10 protein-coding genes and 1 pseudogene are annotated in these 18,091 nt (G+C 71.9%); 6 read left to right on the top strand and 5 right to left on the bottom strand.

Features of this window, described 5'->3' with window-relative positions; translation table 11 throughout:
• Nucleotides 1-12 precede the first annotated feature (12 nt).
• A complete protein-coding gene (locus VT50_RS08260; protein WP_046088855.1) occupies nt 13-1,599 on the bottom strand; it encodes an ATP-binding protein in 1,587 nt (528 codons plus the stop codon).
• A 327-nt stretch (nt 1,600-1,926) separates the two neighbouring features.
• Nucleotides 1,927-4,683 (bottom strand): SpoIIE family protein phosphatase, encoded by a 2,757-nt coding sequence (locus VT50_RS08255; RefSeq protein ID WP_075200478.1) that lies wholly within the window; start codon nt 4,681-4,683, stop codon nt 1,927-1,929.
• Between the two features lie 232 nt (nt 4,684-4,915).
• Between VT50_RS08255 and VT50_RS08250 the strand changes: the two are divergent.
• Nucleotides 4,916-5,332: pseudogene (locus VT50_RS08250) on the top strand (DUF7144 family membrane protein); the annotation flags it as partial.
• A gap of 325 nt (nt 5,333-5,657) precedes the next feature.
• Entirely contained in the window at nt 5,658-7,196 is a 1,539-nt protein-coding gene (locus VT50_RS08245) for an ATP-dependent DNA ligase (RefSeq protein WP_046088853.1), read from the top strand.
• Nucleotides 7,197-7,283: 87 nt separating this feature from the next.
• On the opposite strand, the gene VT50_RS08240 is transcribed toward VT50_RS08245, so the two are convergent.
• Nucleotides 7,284-8,525 (bottom strand): alginate lyase family protein, encoded by a 1,242-nt coding sequence (locus VT50_RS08240; protein WP_046088852.1) that lies wholly within the window; start codon nt 8,523-8,525, stop codon nt 7,284-7,286.
• A gap of 175 nt (nt 8,526-8,700) precedes the next feature.
• Here VT50_RS08240 and VT50_RS08235 point away from each other — a divergent pair, with 175 nt between their 5' ends.
• A complete protein-coding gene (locus VT50_RS08235) occupies nt 8,701-9,786 on the top strand; it encodes an endonuclease/exonuclease/phosphatase family protein (protein ID WP_240529084.1) in 1,086 nt (361 codons plus the stop codon).
• A 75-nt stretch (nt 9,787-9,861) separates the two neighbouring features.
• On the opposite strand, the gene VT50_RS08230 is transcribed toward VT50_RS08235, so the two are convergent.
• A complete protein-coding gene (locus VT50_RS08230) occupies nt 9,862-10,956 on the bottom strand; it encodes a LysR family transcriptional regulator (RefSeq protein WP_240529083.1) in 1,095 nt (364 codons plus the stop codon).
• A gap of 112 nt (nt 10,957-11,068) precedes the next feature.
• Between VT50_RS08230 and ligD the strand changes: the two genes are divergently transcribed.
• Nucleotides 11,069-12,025 (top strand): non-homologous end-joining DNA ligase, encoded by a 957-nt coding sequence (ligD, locus tag VT50_RS08225; protein WP_046088851.1) that lies wholly within the window; start codon nt 11,069-11,071, stop codon nt 12,023-12,025.
• A 19-nt stretch (nt 12,026-12,044) separates the two neighbouring features.
• Here the strand turns inward: ligD and VT50_RS08220 are convergent, their stop codons facing one another.
• On the bottom strand, nt 12,045-14,138 hold the full coding sequence (locus VT50_RS08220; protein ID WP_046088850.1) for a PhoX family protein: 2,094 nt from the start codon (nt 14,136-14,138) through the stop codon (nt 12,045-12,047).
• 271 nt (nt 14,139-14,409) lie between these two features.
• Between VT50_RS08220 and VT50_RS08215 the strand changes: the two genes are divergently transcribed.
• Together VT50_RS08215 and metG are read left to right on the top strand one after the other, a co-directional pair.
• The gene (locus VT50_RS08215; RefSeq protein WP_046088849.1) at nt 14,410-16,152 is read left to right on the top strand and encodes a VWA domain-containing protein; all 1,743 of its coding nucleotides are present in this window, start codon (nt 14,410-14,412) and stop codon (nt 16,150-16,152) included.
• 157 nt (nt 16,153-16,309) lie between these two features.
• On the top strand, nt 16,310-18,058 hold the full coding sequence (gene metG / locus VT50_RS08210; protein WP_046088848.1) for a methionine--tRNA ligase: 1,749 nt from the start codon (nt 16,310-16,312) through the stop codon (nt 18,056-18,058).
• Nucleotides 18,059-18,091 lie beyond the last annotated feature (33 nt).

Below are 18,091 nucleotides of genomic sequence, written 5' to 3'. Positions count from 1 at the left end.
GCGTTCCTTCTGTCACGGCTTGTCGTTCTCGGCAGGCTCGGCGGACTCGGCGGACTCGGTGTGATCTGCGGATACCGAAGGCTCGGTGTCACACGGGGCACCGGCGGCAGAAGCACCGCGGGCTGCCTGGCGGAAGGCGCCGAAGCGGGCTCCGGCCTCCTCGGGTCGTGGACGGCTGGTCTTGGACTTGGGTTCCGCCTCGGCCGCCTGGGCGGCGGCGCGGGTGGCGGCGGCCAGCGTCTCGCCGCGGCGCCGCTTGGGCAGCCCGTTGACCCGTGAGGGCTGTGCGGAGGGCTCCGCCGAGGGGGCCGTGGACGGGGCGGTCTCCGTCGACGCGGGCGTGGCCGTGGACGTGGACGTGGGCGGGGAGTCGGCCGGGGCGGGCGCGACCGTGGCGGTGGACGCGCTCGTGGCGGTGGACGCGGCGGGCGTCTGCCGGGGGTACCCGGTGCGGACGCTGCCCGGCGAGTCGAGGACGACGGCGTCCTGGTTGACGTGGGTGACCAGCTGCTGCGGGATCAGGACCACGACGCCGGTGCCGCCCCGCGCGGACGGCCGGAAGGAGACGGTGAGCCCGTGCTTACGGGCCAGACAGCCGACGACCGCGAGGCCGAGCCGGGTGCCGGACAGGCTCATCAGGTCCAGGCTCTCGGAGGAGACCGCCTGCTGGGCGCGGTCCAGGGCGGCCGGGCCCATCACCAGGCCGCCGTCCTCGACGGTCACCACGACGCCCGCGTGCGTCTCCTCGACGTACACGTGCACCTCCTCGGTGGGAGGCGAGAAGCTGGCGGCGTTGTCCATCAGCTCGGCGAGGGCGTGCATGACGCCCTCGGCCGCGTAACCGGCCACCGCGGCGTTGCTGGTCGAGTGGACCCGCACCCGCTGGAAGGCGCTGATCCGGCCGATCGCACCGCGCAGTACGGACTCCATGACGATCGGCCTGGTCCAGCGGCGCCCGGAGCGGGCACCGGTCAGCACCGCGATGCTGTCCGCGATACGGCCCGCCTGGGCAGTGGTGTGGTCCAGCTTCAGCAGATCGCCGAGGACCGTCTCGTCGTGGCGGTTCTCCATCTCCCTGAGGTCGGCCAGCATGCTGGTGGCCAGCGCCTGGACGCGGCCCGCGGCGTTGGCGCACGCGGCCATCGCGGAGGCGCGCATCCGCTCACCGTCGCCGATCTCGCGCAGCAGGGTCCGGAGCAGATACTGATGGCCGCGGCTGGTGGGCCGCTCCATGCGGGTGATCACGGTTTCCGCCGAGCCGCCCTCGCGCAATTGCCGCACCGCGGACGGAATCGTTTCCTCGGCGAGCCGGGTGGCCTCGATCTCCTGCGCGGCGGCCGCGGTCTCCAGCGAGGTGACCCGCTCCTGGAGACGGCCGATGGTCCGCGAACGGCTGGCGGCGACGGCGAGCGCCACCCCGATCGCCACGGCGGCGGCGGCGCAGAAGACGGCGACGAAGGCGCGCTGGGCGGATGGCACCGCGGTGGTCACCCACAGTCCCGCTCCGGCGGCGACGACGGCTGCCAGCAGGGGGACGGTCAGGGCCCCGCGCGTCACCGAAGGCCCTTTGTACGGATGGCTGGATATGTGTGCTGACATCTATCAGGTCCTCATGGGCGCGTTGAGGGTTTTTGACTGGACCACGCGGACATCAAGCCGTGGGCGCCACATGTTAGTAGAGTCACGTCAGTTTGACCGGGCCCTCCCCGCACACAGATCATGACGGCCCGTCAAATCGAGGCGCTGTGCAGCGTCATGTTCCGGACGCATATGACGTCGCCCCCTTTACGCCACCTTTTGCGCGCGACTTTTACGCCCGCCTTTTACGCCACCTTTTGCTCCGCCTTATGCCCCGGCTCTTGCGCCGCCTCTTGCCCGCTCTCTTGCCCCTACCCTCTTGCGCCACCGCCGTCGGCCCCGGCGACGCTACGGAATCGCCAGCTCCGCCCAGATGACCTTGCCGTCCGCGGTGTAGCGGGTGCCCCAGCGATCGGCGAACTGGGCGACCAGGAACAGCCCCCGGCCGCCCTCGTCCGTCGTCGCCGCGTACCGCAGATGTGGGGAGGTGCTGCTGGTGTCGGAGACCTCGCAGATCAGCGCGCGGTCACGGAGGACCTGCACCCGGATCGGGCCGGTGGCGTGCCGGATGGCGTTGGTGATCAGCTCGCTGAGCACCAGCTCGGCGGTGAACGCGGCCTCGTCCAGCCCCCACTCCGCCAGCTTCCGCATGACCTCGGCACGCACCCCGGACACCGCGGCGGGGTCGGACGGCACCTCCCAGGAGGCCACCCGGTCGGCGCCCACGACCTGGGTCCGGGCGACGATCAGGGCGATGTCATCGCTCGGATTGCTGGGCAGCAGCGCGTCCAGCACCTCGGTGCAGATCTGGTCGGGGGTCCGGCCGGGGTGGGACAGGGCTCGGCGCAGCATCTCCAGACCGGTGTCGATCTCCCGGCGGCGGTCCTCGATGAGCCCGTCCGTATAGAGGACGAGATGGCTGCCCTGGGCCAGCTCCACCTCGGCGGTCTCGAACGGCAGCCCGCCGAGGCCCAGCAACGGCCCCGCGGGCAGGTCAAGGAACTCCACCGAACCGTCCGGACGCACCAGCGCGGGCGGCGGATGACCGGCCCGCGCCATCGTGCAACGCCGCGTCACCGGATCGTAGATCGCGTACAGACACGTCGCCCCCGTGATGCCCTCACTGCCACCGCCGCCACTGCTGCCGTCGCCGTCCGGCCCGCCCGGACCCTCGTCCTGGTCGATCCGCGCGATCAGATCGTCAAGGTGGGAAAGGATCTCATCCGGCGGGAGATCGAGCGTGGAGAAGTTGTGCACCGCCGTCCGCAACCGCCCCATCGTGGCCGCCGCATGCAGACCATGCCCCACCACATCCCCCACCACCAACGCCACCCGCGCCCCCGGCAACGGAATGACATCGAACCAGTCACCCCCCACCCCCGACTCCGCAGGGAGATAGCGGAAGGCCACGTCCAGGGCGCTCTGGCTGGGCAGGGCGCGCGGCAGCAGGCTGTGCTGGAGGGTCACCGCCATGGTGTGCTCACGGGTGTAGCGGCGGGCGTTGTCGATGCAGACCGCGGCGTGCGAGGCGAGCTCCTCGGCCAGGGACACCTCTTCCTGCTCGAAGGGCTCGCGCTGCTTCATCCGCCAGAAGTTGACCACGCCCAGCAACACGCCCCGGGCCCGCAGCGGCACGGTGACCAGCGACCGGACGCCGTATTCGAGGATCTGGGCGGTCTGCTCGGCGTCCTGGGCCTGCCAGCCCGCGGCCTCGGAGAGGTCGGCCTCCACGACCGGCTCGCCCCCGCTCAGGCCGAACGCCTGGGGCGAGGACGGAACGAACGAGAACACCTTGCCGACCGGATAGAAGGGGTGGTTGGGCCGGATGCCGTGCGCCGCCTCCCGGCGCATCTCGACACCGCCCATCGCCAGCGGCTCCTCGCCGCGCGCCACGGGCTCCGCCAGGTCGACCGTGACGAAGTCGGCGAAGCGGTCCACCGCCACCTGTGCCAGCTCCTCCGCGGTCCTGGCGACATCGAGCGTGGTGCCGATCTCCACGCTGGCGTCGTAGAGCAGCTTGAGCCGCTTCTGGGCCACTTCGGCACGGCCGGAGAGGGCGCGCAGCTCGGTGGAGTCGCGCAGGGTGGCGACGCTGCCCGGCGGGCCGCCGTCGCGGTCGGTCAGCCGGTTGTTGATGGCCAGCAGCCGGTCCCCGGCCACCAGCACCTCGTCGGTGACATCGCGCCCGGCCGCCAGGACGTCGGCCACATGGGGTTCCAGGCCCAGGTCGTCGACCAGCCGCCCCTCCGGCCGCGGCGGCAGGTCCAGCAGCCGGGACGCCTCGTCGTTGGCCAGCACCAGCCGCCCGTCGCCGCCCACGATCAGCACGCCCTCGCGCACCGAGTGCAGCACCGCGTCATGGTGCTCGTACATCCGCGTCATCTCGACCGGGTCCAGGCCACGGGTCTGACGCCGCAATCGCTTGCTCACCAGCGCGGTGCCGCCGGTGGCGAGGACGAGCGAGGCGGAGACGGCGCCGACGAGGAGCGGCAGCTGGCGGTTGGCGAGCCCGCTCACCTTCTGGATGGTGATCCCCGCCCCCACCAGGCCGATGACCTTGTGATGGCGGTCGAAGACCGGGACGACCGCCTGCATGGCCTGGCCGAGGGTCCCGGGGCCGCTCTCGGTGATGGGGTGACCCCGCAGCGGCGGGCCGATGGTGCCGATGAAGTGCTTGCCGATCCGGTCGGGCTTGGGGTGGGTGAGCCGGATGCCCTCCCGGGTCACCACCACGACGAAGTCGAGCCCGGAGCTCTTCCGGGCGGCCTCGGCCTTCGGCTGGAGCACCTTGGTGGGATCGGGGCTGTGCAGCGCCTGGACGATCCCGGGGGAGTTGGCGAAGGACTCGGCGACCGCGACGGACCGGCCGCGGGCCTCCTCGATGGCGTCGTGCCGCACCTGGAGCACCAGGGCGATGGTGGCCGCCGCGCCGAGCAGCAGCACGATCACCAGCTGGAGGATGAAGACCTGCCCGGCGACGCTGCGGACGTTCAGCCACGATCGAAAGCGCCGGCCCGCCACCTCCGGGCGCTCCCGCCGCCGACTCCGTGGGCGCCGACCGGGGAACATGCGGGCAGCCCACGATCGACCCATAAACCGGGCCATACCCATACATCTACACCGGGAATTCTTGGAAGGCGAATCTCCACTTCCGGCGGCAAGGCGTCATCACCTTCCGCACATGGGGGGCGACCTTCCGTTCCGATGGCGAACGGCCCGCGGTGGGCGAAGTGCCGAAGGCGGGCGTCTATGCAAATCTGAGAAAAGGGTAATTCACCCTTATTGCCGCGAATCGGTGTCGTGGCGGCGCCGATCGCGCCGGACGAAGGAGCCCGACATGGCCAGTCACGCCGGTGGAGTTCAGACAGGGGCCGCTCCCGGCCATATGCACCGGGCGGTGAGCGGATGGCTTGTCTTCGCGGGGGTCATGATGATCTTCGGGGGGCTGATGAACCTGCTCCAGGGCATCTCGGCCATCCGCACCGACCGGGTCTTCCTGGTGACGCAGAGCTATATCTTCCAGTTCGACCTCGCCGGATGGGGCTGGGTCCACCTGGCCCTCGGGATCGCCGTGCTGATCGCCGGGTTCGCGGTGTTCACCGGTGCGATGTGGGCCCGGGTCGTGGGCGTGGTGCTGGCGGGTCTCGCGCTCATCGCCAACTTCCTGTGGCTGCCGTACTACCCGCTCTGGGCCACGGTGCTGCTCATCATCGACGCCCTGGTGATCTGGGCGCTGTGCGCCGGACCGAGCCGCGGCGGCGCGGGCCGTGCCGAGAGCGGCGCGGGGCGCGCGGACGGCGGCATGGGACGTACGGACACCGACACGGGCCGCGCGGAGAGCACCGCGGGACGTACGGACAGCGGAACGGGACGTACGGACAGCGGTACCGGGCGTCCGGACACCGGCACGGGACGTACGGACACCGACACCGGACGCACGGACACCGACACCGGCACCGGCACCGGCACCGGACGCACGGATATGGGCGGGCCCGATACGGGACGCACCGCCTGAGGGGCGCGATGCCTGGATTCCCGGCACGGCGGTTTCCCGGCAGGGCGCGGGGCAGGCTGGAGCCATGCTGCTGGCCGATGTCGCGCTGACCTCCCGCCAGGTCGCGGCCACCGCCGCCCGCTCGGAGAAGATCGCCGCTCTGGCCCGGCTGTTCCGCCGCACGGAACCGGCCGAGGCGGCCGTGGTGATCACCTACCTCGCGGGCAAGCTGCCCCAGCGCCGCACCGGAGTGGGCTGGTCCACCCTGCGCCACCGGCGGGAGCCCGCCGCCGAGCCGACGCTCGCGGTGCTCGATGTGGACGAGGCCCTGAGCCGGGTCGCGGCGGTCTCCGGCACCGGTGCGACGGCGGCCCGCAAGCGGCTGGTGGGCGAGCTGCTGTCCGCCGCGACCAAGGACGAGCAGGGCTTTCTGCTCGGCCTGATCGGCGGGGAGCTGCGGCAGGGGGCGCTGGAGGGGCTGGCCGCGGAGGGGCTGGCCGAGGCGGTCGGCGCACCGGCCGCCGAGGTGCGGCGGGCGGTGATGCTGGGCGGTTCGCTGGGCGCGGTGGCCGAGGCGCTGCTGGCGCGCGGCCCGGAGGCGCTGGCGGACTTCCGGCTCGAGGTGGGGCGGCCGGTGCTGCCGATGCTCGCGCAGAGCGCCAAGGACCTCGACGAGGCCATGGACCGGCTGGGGCCGTGCGCGGTCGAGGAGAAGCTGGACGGGATCCGGGTGCAGGTGCACCGGGACGGCGAGGAGGTACGGATCTACACCCGCACCCTCGACGAGATCACCGAGCGGCTGCCGGAGGTGGTCACGGCGGCGCGGGAGCTTGCGGTGGACCGGGCGATCCTCGACGGCGAGGTGATCCTGCTGGACGCGGAGGGGCGGCCCCGGCCGTTCCAGGAGACCTCCGGCCGGGTCGGCTCCCGGCTCGATGTGGCCGGGGCGTCGGCCGCGCTGCCGCTGTCCCCCGTCTTCTTCGACCTGCTCGTGGTGGACGACCGCGATCTGCTCGACCTCCCGACCCGCGAGCGCCATGCCGAACTGGCCCGGATCGCCCCGGGGCCCCGGCGGGTGCGGCGGCTGGTGGCCGATGACCCGGCGGATCCGGAGACCCGGCGGGCGGCCGGTGAGTTCGCCGCGGACGTGCTGGCCCGGGGGCATGAGGGGGTGCTGGTCAAGGGTCTTGAGGCGCCGTACGGAGCGGGCCGTCGCGGGGCGTCCTGGCTGAAGGTCAAGCCGGTGCACACGCTGGACCTGGTGGTGCTGGCGGCGGAGTGGGGGCACGGCCGCCGCACCGGCAAGCTGTCCAACCTCCATCTGGGCGCCCGGGCGCCGGACGGTACGTACGTGATGCTGGGCAAGACGTTCAAGGGGCTGACCGACGCGATGCTGGAGTGGCAGACGGAGGCGCTGCTGGGGATCGCGGTCAGCGACGACGGCTGGGTGGTGCGGGTGCGGCCGGAGCTGGTGGTGGAGGTGGCCTTCGACGGGCTGCAGCGCTCGTCCCGCTATCCGGCGGGCGTCACCCTGCGGTTCGCGCGGGTGCTGCGCTACCGGGAGGACAAACCGGCGGACCAGTCGGACACGGTCGAGACCGTACTGGCGCTGCGCGGCGGCTGAACGAGGGCCCTCGGGACCCCACGCCCCGAGGGCCCTCAGGACCCCGGGCCGCGGGGCGGTCCGGGGTCGGTCCGGGTTCAGCCGGGGTCAGGACGGGTTGTCCCCGTGGGTCAGGGTCTCCCAGCCGAGGAAGAGGCTGTTGGTGCCCGCCGGGCGCTGCCGCTCGGTGAGCTTCTGGGTGTTGGTCATGGCGATGCCGAGCCGGTTGTGCAGCGCGTTGTAGCCGACCTCGGTGATCGGGCCGAGGCCGCGCTTGACGCTGCCGCCGCACAGCCAGGACGGCGGGGCCTCGCCCAGTTCGTACTTCGACTGGAAGCCCAGCGCCTGCCGCAGCCGCTCGCCCACCTCGGGGTAGAGGTCCTGGCCCTGGATGCGGCTGGTCTCGGCGACGTGCGCGATGGAGGCGATGCCGTATCCGGTGTGGGTGAAGTCGCGGCAGGTCTCCTGGGTGAGCCCGGTGACGAAGGTGGACTGGCCCTGCCAGTAGTTGATGATCTTGTCGCGGGTGTCGAGGCCGCTGCCGGGCGCGGTCTTGGGCAGCGAGCCGTCGGACTCCAGGTAGACGTACGCGGGGACGCGGCCGCGGAACTTCGCGATCGCCTTGTCGTAGCTGGTCCGGTCGTCCAGGAAGACGGAGATGCCGGAGGCGGCCTCCACCATCACCAGCTCCCAGTTGCCGTTGGAGTTCGAGCCGCCGATGACCTTCGGGAGGTAGACGGTGCGCAGCATGGTCTTGAAGCGGTCGATCGAGGCGGCGGACCAGCCGTCGTAGGTGTAGCGGATGATCTCGGCCGCCCGGGGCCAGGAGGACCCGGCCCAGCCGGTCTGGAGCGGGGCGTTGCTGTTGGTGTGGTCCTTGATGGTGGCCGACCAGGCGTCCATGATCTGGATGGCCTTCTCGGCGTAGCGGCTGTCGCGGGTGACGTACCAGGCCAGCGAGAGGGAGTAGGCGGCGAGCGCGTCCTCGCGCTCATCGGTGCAGCCGATGTTGGGGTCGGAGTACGGACCGCATTCGACGACCGCGCGGGGCTTGGGGGTGCGCGACAGCGAGGCGTACGGGCTCGCCAGCATCGCGTCGTACGCGCCCTTCCAGGGCTGGGCGCCCGCGTTCACCTTGGAGCGGACGAAGTCGAGCTGGGCGCGGCTGACGAGGACGCCGGGGTGGGTGAAGGCGGCCTTCGGCGTGGCCTTGGGCGCTGCCGCGGTGGCGGCCTTGGGCGGCGCGGTCGACCGCTGGGCCTGCCCGGCCGTGGCCGGGCCGCTGAGGATGCCCGCGAACAGCGCGGCCAGCGCTGTGGCGAGGGCGAGGTACAGGGCTCTGGTGCGCATGGGGGCGGCTCTCCTGACGTCGAGTTCGCGGGTTTTCTTCTGTGTTCCTATGTGTGAACAACGGATGCCGATATGAACTCCTGTGGTGCTCCGGAAGTTAGCTCATGAACACGTCAAGGTCTAGACCTTCCGTACATAGGAGAATGTGCGCCCCGCCCCGATCGAGAGGCCCAGCGTGGAGACGACAGTCGCGGAGGACCAAGCCGCAGGCCCCGGCCGCCCACCGGCACCGCGCGGCGCCCGGGGCACCCTCGCCCGGCCGCTGCGCGCCGCCGCCCGGCTGCTGCGGCTCCCCGGCGGACGGGGCCGCCGATGGGCGGCCTGGTGCGCGGTGCCGCTCCTGGCCGTGGTCAGCGCGGTGGTGCTGTGCCGGGCCGCGGACACCGACGGCATCACCCCCCTACCGCAGCTGCTGGCATTCCTGCCCTGGCTGCTGGTCCCGGCGGCGCTCGGGCTCCTGCTGAGCACGGCCGCGCGCTGGCCGCTGGGGTGCGGCTGGGCGCTGGCGGCAGCGGCGGCCACCGGGTGGTTCATCCAGCCGTACGACGGCGGCACCCCGCCCGAGCCGCACGGGCCGGTCCTGGCCCGGCTGCGGGTGATGACCGCGAACCTCGAGTTCGGCCAGGCCAGGGAGGGGCTGCTGAGCGCGCTGCGCCGGGAGCGGCCGGACCTGGTCGCGGTGCAGGAGTGCGATGCGCGGTGCGCGGCGGCGCTGGACTCGGCCGCCGTCCGCGGCGCCTACCCGTACCGGAACGTCACCCTCGGCGACAGCGCCGCGGCGGGCTCGGCGATCCTCAGCCGCCATCCGCTGACCCGGGCCGACGGGGTGCGCGGAACGCTGCGGATGCCGGGGGCGGTCGTCCGGGTCGCGGGACAGCGGCTGCGGATGCAGGTCGCCCATCCCATGCCGCCGGTGCCGGGGCGGCTGGACCTCTGGCGCACCGAGCTGGGGCGGCTGCGGGCCTACGCGGACGGGCGGGGCGAGGCACCCACCCTGATCGCGGGCGACTTCAACGCCACCCAGGACCACGCCGCCTTCCGGGCCGTCCTGGACACCGGGCTGCGGGACAGCGCACGGGCCGCGGGGGTGTCCCGCACGCCCAGCTGGCCGAGTGCCACCGCCCCGGCCCTGGGGGCGCAGATCGACCACGTACTGGCCAGCCGGGGCTTGCGGCCGCGCACGGCCCGCTTCCTCGATCTGCCGCACACCGACCACCGGGCGCTGCTGGTGGAGCTTGACCTGTACGGGCCACAGGGCTGAGGGCCGGCCGGGGCCTCGGGCGCCGCCCGAGGGCTCACGGGCCCAGGGCTCACGGGCCGAAGCGCTGGCCGGTGCTCAGCTCTCGCTCGGGTTGTAGGTGTTGGCCAACTCGAACGGATCGGGCTCCAGACCCGCCGTGGGCCAGCGCTGCTCCCGCTGCCAGCGCGCGTTCTCCTGCGCGAGCGCGTCCCAGAGCAGATTGAGCGGATGGGCCGGGTCATACGACGCGCGCTCCCCGCTCCGGGTGAACGCGCCCAGCAGCACCTCCAGCCGGGGACCGGTGTCATTGACCAGCTCGACGGCGCGCAGCCCGCGCCCGTACACCAACCGAGGATCGCCCGCCGCGTCCGCCACCCCCTTGGTGACCAGCATGCAGCCGCGCAGCAGTCCGGAACGCAGCAGCTCGAAGCCGTAGTTGACGGTGTCGATCTCGGCGGCGATGCGCAGCTTGCTGCGGTAGTCGCCGCCGAACCAGGTGTGCAGCACCCCGGCCATCAGCCCGCTCGCCGAGACCACCAGCGGCAGGGTGCGCAGCGCGCTGGTCGGCGCGGTGTGGCCGGGCAGCTCGGCCTCGGAGAGATTGGTCAGCAGCGAGACCCCGCTGCGCCGCCACTCCATCACATCGAAGGCGGCGAGCTCATCGTCGCCTTCGGGCCTGGTCACCACGGAGCCGCACACCAGGTCCACATCCTTGGTGCGCAGCTTGGCCAGCACGTCCCGGGTACGCACATGGCCGACCTTCAGCTCGATACCGCGCTGCCGGAAGTCCTCGGCGACCCGCTCCCCGGCACCCGCCAGATAGCTGAGGGTAAAACGGGTGGTGCCCACCATCAGCGTTTTTCCCAGGCGGCGCCGCGACTCGTGGATGCCGTCCAGCCAGTCGCCGAGAGTTCCGCGCGCCAATTCGACCAGGGCTTCTCCGGTGCCGGTGAACAGCACGTCCTTGCCCCGCCCCTGCTTGAGGATGAGCGGTTCGCCGCAAAGCTCGCGAAAGTTCCGGTTCATGGTGTCGATCTGCTTTTGCACACTGGACTGTTCGCGGCCCAGAATCCGTGCCGCGCCGAGCGCCGTACCGGCCTCATGGACCATGATCAGAGTGCGCAGCTGATCCATCGTGGTGTCCATCAGCGCGAGCGGGCTCTGTGCCCAGCGGCCGCGCCGATCCTTCATCGGCGGGCCGAGTGAACCTGGTCTCACCATGTTTTCCCCCGATTTTTCCACTTCTCCCGTTTGCCTGACTCCAGAGTTTAGTCAGCGATCCATCTGGTTACCCGGGTCCGATATGAGCGAGAAGCGGACCGATGCGCGGAACGTCAGGACCGGGAGCCACACCGTACGGGTCAGCCGCCCGGAAAAGAAACTCTTTCCCGACGACGGGATCACAAAGTGGAACCTCGTCGAGTACTACCGCTCGGTCTCCCGGCGCATCGTTCCGCAGCTGCGCGGCCGCCCTTTGATGATGGAGCGCCATCCGGACGGAATCGGCGGCCAGCCGCTGATGCAGAAGAACGCACCCGACTACTTTCCGGACTGGGTGCACCGCGCCGTGCTCCCCAAGGAGGGCGGTGAGGTGACCCATGTGGTCTGCGACGACACCGCGACCCTCCTCTACCTCGCCGACCAGGCGTGCGTCACCCCGCACCGCTGGCTCTCCCGGGCCGACCGGCCCGACCACCCCGACCGGCTGGTCTTCGACCTCGATCCGCCCTCGTCGGGGGAGTCCGGCCCGTCGGGGGAGTCCGGCTTCGAGGAGGTGCGCTGGACGGCCCGCCTCTGCTGCGGACTGCTCGGCGAGCTCGGGCTGCCGGGACTGCTGATGACCACCGGCTCCCGCGGACTGCACGTCATCGTCCCGCTGGACCGCCGCGCCGACTTCGACACCGTGCGGTCCTTCGCCCACGAGGCCGCCGGTCTGCTGGCCGCCCGCCACCCCGACCGGCTCACCACCGAGCCGCGCAAGGCCAACCGGCGCGGGCGGCTCTACCTGGACACCCAGCGCAACGCCTACGCCCAGACCGCCGTCAGCCCGTACGGGGTGCGCGCCCGGCCGGGAGCCCCCGTGGCCACGCCCATCGACGCGCGGGAGCTGGACGACCCGGAGCTGAGGGCCGACCGCTGGACGCTGCGGACGGTCGGCGAACGGCTCGCGGACGACCCCTGGGCCCGTACGGACACCAGGGGCCGTTCGCTGCGCGGGCCCCGCGAGCGGCTGAAGCGGCTCGCGAAGGCCGAGGGCTGAGGCCGACTGCCGGAGCGGGTCAGGCGCCGATGTCGCCGCCGTCGCGGCGCCAGACGCTGATCACGGACGGCCGGGTCAGCTTGCCCGGGCCGTCGGGCCAGGTGGAGGCGGGCTTCTCCACGCTCGCGCCGTCGAGTTCGCCCGGGTGTTGCACGGCCACCAGCACCCGCCGGTCCTGCACGATCGGACCGCAGGTCTCGGCGCCGTTCGGCACGGTCAGGAACTGCTTGACCTCACCGCGGCGGCTGCCCGCCGTGGCCACGCCGAACAGCCCGTCGTGGTTCCCGAGCGCGTTGCCGTCCGTGGAGATCCACAGATTGCCGTACGCGTCGAAGGTGATGTTGTCCGGGCAGGAGATCGGGCTGACCTGGTCCTTGGGGAAGCCGCCGAAGTAGGTGCTCGGGTCCTCGGGGTCGCCGCAGACCAGGAACAGCCGCCAGGTGAAGCGGGTGGAGCCCGCGTTGTTCCAGCGCTCGGTCAGCTCCAGGATCTGGCCGTGCTTGTTGCCGTTGCGCGGGTTGGCCTCGTCGGCGGCGGCCTTGCCCTCCTTGCCGCGGTCGGTGTTGTTGGTCAGCGCGATGTAGACCCGGCCGGTGCGCGGGCTGGGCTCGACGTCCTCGGGGCGGTCCATCTTCGTCGCGCCCGCCTTGTCGGCGGCGATGCGCGTGAAGACGTACACCTCCTCGGCGGTCATGCCGTCCACGAAGGAGCGGTCGCCGCAGGCCAGCGGGATCCACTCACCGACGCCGTCGAACTCGCCGTCCTCGGGCAGCTCTCCGGAGCCGTCGATCTCGGCGGACGGGCTGTCACCGGTGAACTTGGCGGCGTAGAGCGTGCCCTCGTCCAGCAGCGAGCGGTTGTGCTCGCGGGCGACGCGGCTGTTGCCCTTCATCATCCGCTTGGCGGAGACGAACTTGTAGAAGTAGTCGAACTTCTCGTCGTCGCCCATGTAGAGGACCGGACGGCCGTCCGTGGTCAGCCGGGGCTCGGCGGCCTCGTGCTTGAAGCGGCCCAGCGCGGTCAGCTTGCGCGGGGTGGAATCGGGGTCGAACGGGTCGATCTCGATCACCCAGCCGAAGCGGTTGGTCTCGTTCGGCTCCTTGGTGACGTCGAAACGGTCGTCGAACCGCTCCCACTTGCGCTCGGAGGCGGCGCCGGTGATGCCGTAGCGCTTGAGGCGGGCCGCGGTGGCCGGGTCGGTGACCGCATCGCCGCCTGCGAAGTACTGGTTGAAGTTCTCCTCGCCGGAGAGCACCGTGCCCCACGGCGTGATGCCACCGCCGCAGTTGTTCAGCGTGCCGAGGATCCGCCTGCCGGTCGGGTCGGCGGAGGTGCGCCGCAGCTCGCTGCCCGCCGCAGGGCCGGTGACCTCGAACGGCGTGGTCGCGGTGATACGGCGGTTGAGGTGGTGGCGGGGCAGCGCGCTGAGTCGCCCGAGAGCGCGCTCCTCGGCCGTCACGACCACGGAGAGACCGTGCGCGGCCCAGCCGATCTCGGCCTGCTCGCGGGTGGGGTTCTCCGGGTCGTAACCCGAGAACATCAGCACCTCGTCGGTGTACTCATGGTTGACCACGAGCAGCTGGTGGCCGCGCTCGCCCGGGACGTCCAGGACCGCCATGTAGTCGTTGTTGTAACCGAACTGGCCCGCCTGGGCCCTGGCGCTCTGCCGGTCCGGGTCGAACGCGGGCGCGCCGCGCAGGATCGGGTCGCCCCAGCGGATCACCACGTTCTGGTCGTGGCCGTCGGCGGTGACCACGGTGTCCTCCGTGTTGGGGGCCACCGGTGCGAAGCGGAGGCCGCGGGCGGCCTTGCCCTTGGCGGCTGCCTTGTGCCGCGCCGTGGCCTTGTGCTCCGCAGTGGCGCCGCCCGTCGCGGCGGACGCCTGCGGGGCACGCGCCACCGCCACGGCGCCGGTCGCGGCCGCCACGGTCACCACGGCACCGGCCCGCAGCAGGGCACGGCGCGAGGCGGCACCGGCGATGACATCACCCACATAGGCGTTGTCGCTGGTGTTCGGCGTCTCGTGCAGGCAGGCGTCCCCACAGCGGTACCGGCATGTCAGCGCCGAACGCCCGCCCGGGTGTGAGCTGATGAGCGGTAGGAGGTTGCGCACGTCTTCCCCTCCGTAAGGGTGTTCGCGTAGGTGCTTCGCCGGGGCCCGCATGGGCAGTACGCCGACGCGGTCCGGACCGACATGACGTCGGGATCCTTTGGCGGCGAAGCTATGGGCGTAGAACCGCAAGACGGCGACGAACGCCTGAACCAGAGGTGAACGAAGCGCGAGCGGAATCGGCGGAAGAGGGCCGCCGAACGGCCCGCTAGCCTTTCCGCACCACGGACATGCACCGCCATGCACCGCACTCGACACGTGAGGGGTATCTCCCATGGGCATACGGGACCTACTGCGCAAAGTCTTCGGCCGCTCCCGAACCACGGGGGTGGACGATGCTGCCGCTGCGCCGGAGGCGACGGTTGCCCCGGAGCCCCAGCGCGAGTCCGCGGAGCGCGAGTCGGCGGAGCCGACAGTGGACCAGAAGGCCGAGCCGGACACCGAGCCCGAGCCCACGCCGGAGGCTGCGCCTGAGCCTGGGCCGAAGGCTGAGCCGACCGATGACGCGGACGTCAAGGCTCCGGCCGAGGCCCCGGCCCCGGACTCCCGGGGCGATGAATCCGGGCCCGACCCGGCCCTGTCCGCCCCGCTGAAGTCCCTCGACGAGATCCTGGAGTCCCCGTCGCACGAGGACACGTCAACGCCCGGCGAAGAGACTCCGGTTGAGGCGGCTGCCGAGGCCGACGAGAAGGAAGCACCCGCCGCCAAGCCGAAGGCCACGGCCGCGCCTGCCGCCGACGCCGAGCCCACGCCTGCGGCCAGCGACGACACCACGGCGGCCACGGCCGATGGCGAAGCGACGGCCGAGGCGGAGCCCAAGGCGAGCGCAGGGCCCGCGACCGCGCCCGAGGCGGCCTCCGCCGCCGAGGCCCCGGCGGCGGAGGCGACGAGCGACGAGGCCGGCGACGAGGCCGCCCCCGCGGCCAAGACCGACGACAAGCCCGCCGAGGCGGAGGCCGAGCCCGCAGCCACGAGCGCCGCTGAGCCCGAGGCCGACGCCACGTCCCAGGTCAAGGGTGCGGAGGACCCCAAGCCGGAGCCCACTGCGACGCCCGAGTCCACGGCCAAGACCGAGCCCGAAGCCGAGGCGGCGGCAGAGGCCCCCGAGCCCGAGGCTGAGGCAGCCACAGAGGCTGACGCCGAGCCCGAGGCCGACGACGAGGGCGCCGGGGCGGGGGCCGAGCCCGCGTCCGCGAGCGAGTCGGAGCCCGAGCCCGAGGCCGAGCCCGTCGTGGCCGCACCTGCCGCCGCCACCGCGGCCAAGGTGGAAGCAGCCACCGCGGCCGGGGCCCACGCGGGCACGGCTGCCATCTCCCTCGCCGACCTCACCTCGCGGGCGCCTGGGCTCGTCGGGGCGTATGGCGCGGCCGGGGAGGTCGTTCAGGAGAGCGGGCTGGGCGGGCGGCGGGCCGTTGTCTACCTCGTACTGGACCGGTCCGGGTCGATGCGGGGGTACTTCAAGGACGGCACCGTCCAGCACCTCGCCGAGCAGGCGCTCGCCCTGTCCGCGCAGTTCGACACCAGCGGCACCGTGCCCGTCGTGTTCTTCTCCACCGACATCGACGGCACCGCCGACCTCGAGCTGGACCGGCACACCGGCCGGATCGAGGAGCTGCACGGCTCGCTCGGGCACATGGGGCGGACGAACTACCACACCGCCGTCAACGCCGTCATCGAGCACTACGAGGCGTCCGGCACCACCGACCCCGCGTTCGTGATCTTCCAGACGGACGGTGCGCCCACCGCCAAGACCGCCGCGGAGAAGGCGCTGTGCGAGGCGGCGGGGCTGCCGCTGTTCTGGCAGTTCCTCGCGTTCGGGGATCCGGAGGCGAAGGGGTTCGACTTCCTGCGGAAGCTGGACACCTCGCCCGCCCTCGCCGTTCCGGGGAAGCGGGCGGTCGACAACACCGGCTTCTTCCACGCCGGGCTCGACCCCCGTACGGTCGCCGACGCCGAGCTGTACCGGGAGCTGCTGAAGAAGTTCCCGGGCTGGCTGGCCGCCCGCGAGCAGGGCTGACCAGCGACCCCAGCCGACCGGGCGCCGCACCGGCGCCACCCCGGGGGCCATCCGCAGCGGAAAACGCCGCGCGGGTGGCCCCCCTCGCTCGGATACGATATGGGCGGCTCGACAGAGCGAAAAGTCACCCACCGTATCGACTCGGGAGCAGCCTGCAATGGCTCGACACCTCATCACCAGCGCCCTTCCCTACATCAACGGGATCAAGCACCTGGGCAACATGGTGGGGTCCATGCTCCCGGCCGATGTCTACGCCCGCTATCTGCGCCAGCGCGGCCATGACGTCCTCTACATCTGCGCGACCGATGAGCACGGCACCCCGGCCGAGCTGGCCGCCAAGGAGGCCGGGCTGCCGGTCGACGAGTTCTGCGCCCAGCAGCATGACGCGCAGAAGGCGATCTACGACGGCTTCGGCCTCGCCTTCGACTACTTCGGCCGCAGCTCCTCCCCGCAGAACGTGCAGATCACCCAGACGATCGCGCGTGAGCTCAAGGCGAACGGCTTCATCGAGGAGCGCTCGATCCGCCAGGTGTACTCCAACGCCGACGGCCGCTTCCTCCCCGACCGCTACATCGAGGGCACCTGCCCGCACTGCGGCTACGACCGGGCCCGCGGCGACCAGTGCGAGAACTGCACCCGGGTGCTCGACCCGACCGATCTGATCGACGCCCGCTCCGCGATCAGCGGCAGCAGCGATCTGGAGGTCCGGGAGACCAAGCACCTCTTCCTGCTCCAGTCCAAGCTGGCGGAGGAGGTCGCCGCCTGGGTCGACGAGCACGGCAAGGACTGGCCGACGCTGGCCTCCTCGATCGCCCGCAAGTGGCTGAACGAGGGGCTCCAGGACCGGGCGATCACCCGTGACCTGGACTGGGGCGTACCGGTGCCCGCCGACACCTGGCCGGACCTGGCGGCCGAGGGCAAGGTCTTCTACGTCTGGTTCGACGCCCCGATCGAGTACATCGGAGCCACCAAGGAGTGGGCGGACGCCGCGCGAGACACGGACGCGGAGCACCGCGACTGGAAGTCGTGGTGGTACGACGTGGACCAGACGGTGCGCTACACGGAGTTCATGGCCAAGGACAACGTCCCGTTCCACACGGTGATGTTCCCGGCCACCCTCCTGGGCACCCGGGACGCCTGGAAGAAGGTCGACTACGTCAAGGCGTTCAACTGGCTGACGTACTACGGCGGGAAGTTCTCCACCTCCGCCAAGCGCGGGGTGTTCACCGACGCCGCGCTCGAGGTGCTGCCCGCCGACTACTGGCGCTACTTCCTGATGGCGAACGCCCCGGAGTCCGACGACACCTCCTTCACCTGGGAGCACTTCACCGCCACCGTCAACAAGGACCTGGCCGACACCCTCGGCAACTTCGTCAACCGCGTGCTGTCCTTCTCCCGCAAGCGGTTCGGCGACGAGGTCCCGGCCGGGAAGGCCGCCGGGGAGGCGGAGGAGCGCCTGGGCGAGGAGATCGCGCGGCTGCTGACGGAGTACGAGGAGCACATGGACGCGCTCCAGTTCCGCAAGGCCGCGGCGGCGCTGCGGGCCCTGTGGAGCGCGGGCAACTCCTACCTGGAGGAGAAGGCCCCCTGGCTGGAGATCAAGACCGACCAAGAGGCCGCGGCCCTCACCCTCCGTACGGCGATGAACCTGATCCACCTCTACGCGATCGTCTCCGAGCCGTTCATCCCGGCCTCGGCGCGGGCCATGCGGTCGGCGTTCGCGCTGGGCGGGGACACCGCCACCTGGGCTGGCCAGGAGGAGGCGAGGGCGCTGGCGTCGGTCCCGGCGGGGACGGCCTTCACCGTCCCCCCGGTGCTCTTCGGGAAGATCACCGAGGAGGACCTGGAGTCCTTCCGGCAGCGCTTCGGCGGCGACGAGGAGCGGAGCGGGAACGGCGCCGCGTAGCCGGGGTGTCCGGCGGACGGTGACGCCTGCGGC

This window comes from Streptomyces antioxidans (genome assembly GCF_000968685.2).
Taxonomy (GTDB): domain Bacteria; phylum Actinomycetota; class Actinomycetes; order Streptomycetales; family Streptomycetaceae; genus Streptomyces; species Streptomyces antioxidans.
This window is presented reverse-complemented; position numbering and strand designations above follow the sequence as displayed.